Annotated in this window: 1 protein-coding gene; it reads right to left on the reverse strand. The window is 52.4% G+C overall.

Annotation, left to right across the window (positions count from 1 at the left end; all coding sequences use genetic code 11):
• Positions 1–29 precede the first annotated feature (29 nt).
• Positions 30–1399, reverse strand: a protein-coding gene (locus GHO42_RS02965; RefSeq protein ID WP_153329002.1) for an IS3 family transposase whose coding sequence is annotated in 2 segments (ribosomal slippage) — positions 30–931 and positions 931–1399 — 1371 coding nt in all. Because the reading frame shifts where the segments join, the coding sequence is not laid out codon by codon here.
• Positions 1400–1442: the final 43 nt, after the last annotated feature.

The following is a 1442-nucleotide window of genomic DNA, read 5'->3' on the forward strand; positions in this document are numbered from 1 at the left end:
TGATCTGACCCCGAAAAGTTGGACGCCTTCTATGCCCGCCGTGCTTGAGTCCTGTATTCCACAGGGCTCAGGCCGCTTAGTTTCAGTCTGATTCGCGAGTGATTGTAGTAGTGTATGTAGTCCTCTATACCTGCTTCAAGCTCATCGAGACTGTTGAATTTGTTCAGGTAAAAGAACTCGGATTTCAACGTGCCAAAAAAGCTTTCCATAGCCGCATTGTCATAGCAATTTCCTTTGCGGGACATGCTTGGCTTTACCGCACGCTCGTTCAGCACGCGGCGGTAGATAGGCATCCGGTACTGCCATCCCTGGTCGGAATGCAAGATTGGCTTATCGCGCTGCCGCAGCCGTTCAAAAGCTTGCCGTAGCATCGCGCCGACCATGTCGAACAGCGGGCGTCTGGCGGTCTTGAAGGCGATGATTTCACCGTTGTAGAGGTCAAGTATCGGTGAGAGGTAGAGTTTCTGCCCGCCGACCCGAAACTCCGTCACATCGGTTACCCATTTCTGGTTCGGTCGTTTGGCATCGAACTTCCGTTTCAGCAGGTTCGGCGCTACCTGACCCTCTTCGCCTCTGTAGGCCCGGTATTTCTTTATGCGCACACGGCTTTTCAACTGAAGCTCGCCCATGAGGCGCTGAACAGTCTTGTGATTCACGAGATGGCCAGCTCGCCGAACGGCAGCAGTGATACGGCGATAGCCATATCGGCCCTTGTGCTCGTCGAAAATTGAGCAAATTCTGGTCTTCAGCACCGCGTATTTATCAACGGATTGCTGCACCTTTTGTTGATAGTAAAAAGTGCTACGGGCCAGGCCCGCCAATTTCAGAAGGCCTTCCAGAGGGTGCTCCTGCCTCAGTTCAATCACGATTTGCGCTTTTTCCGCTGCGCTGCTCGTTCCTTCGCTTGAACCAAGGCATCGAGCTTTTTTAAATAAGCGATTTCCATCCGTAACTGGCTCAACTCAGCCAGCAAATCATCACGCGTACGAGCCTCGTCGTCCGGAGATTCAAGCTGAATGGACGGGGTGGGGTTTGTCATTTTTTTGTGAAGTCCGCTTCCTGGCTGCCGGGACAAGGCCTCCAAACCGCCTTCATCATACCTGCGCTCCCATTCGCCAATGATGTCGGATTTCCGGATATCAAACAGGGCAGCGACTTGGCGATAGGACAGCTCTTCCTCTCGCATGCGCTGCAATACATTCAGCTTGAACTCAGGGCTGTAGTTCTTCTTTCTCTTACTTTTGAGGCCTGCGGCACCAAGAGCCTGATATGCCGCAATCCACTTTCGAAGCGAAGAAGCATTGACCCCGTGACGATGCGCGACCTCTCTGTGACCAGCGCTCCCCGAACAGTAATCTTCAACAACCAATAATTTCGCCTGCTCTGTGTACTTTTTCATGACACCCCCCAATGTTGATGTCCAACATTTCGGGGTCAGATCA

Source organism: Pseudomonas sp. FSL R10-0056 (assembly GCF_009600105.1).
GTDB classification, from domain to species: domain Bacteria; phylum Pseudomonadota; class Gammaproteobacteria; order Pseudomonadales; family Pseudomonadaceae; genus Aquipseudomonas; species Aquipseudomonas bubulae.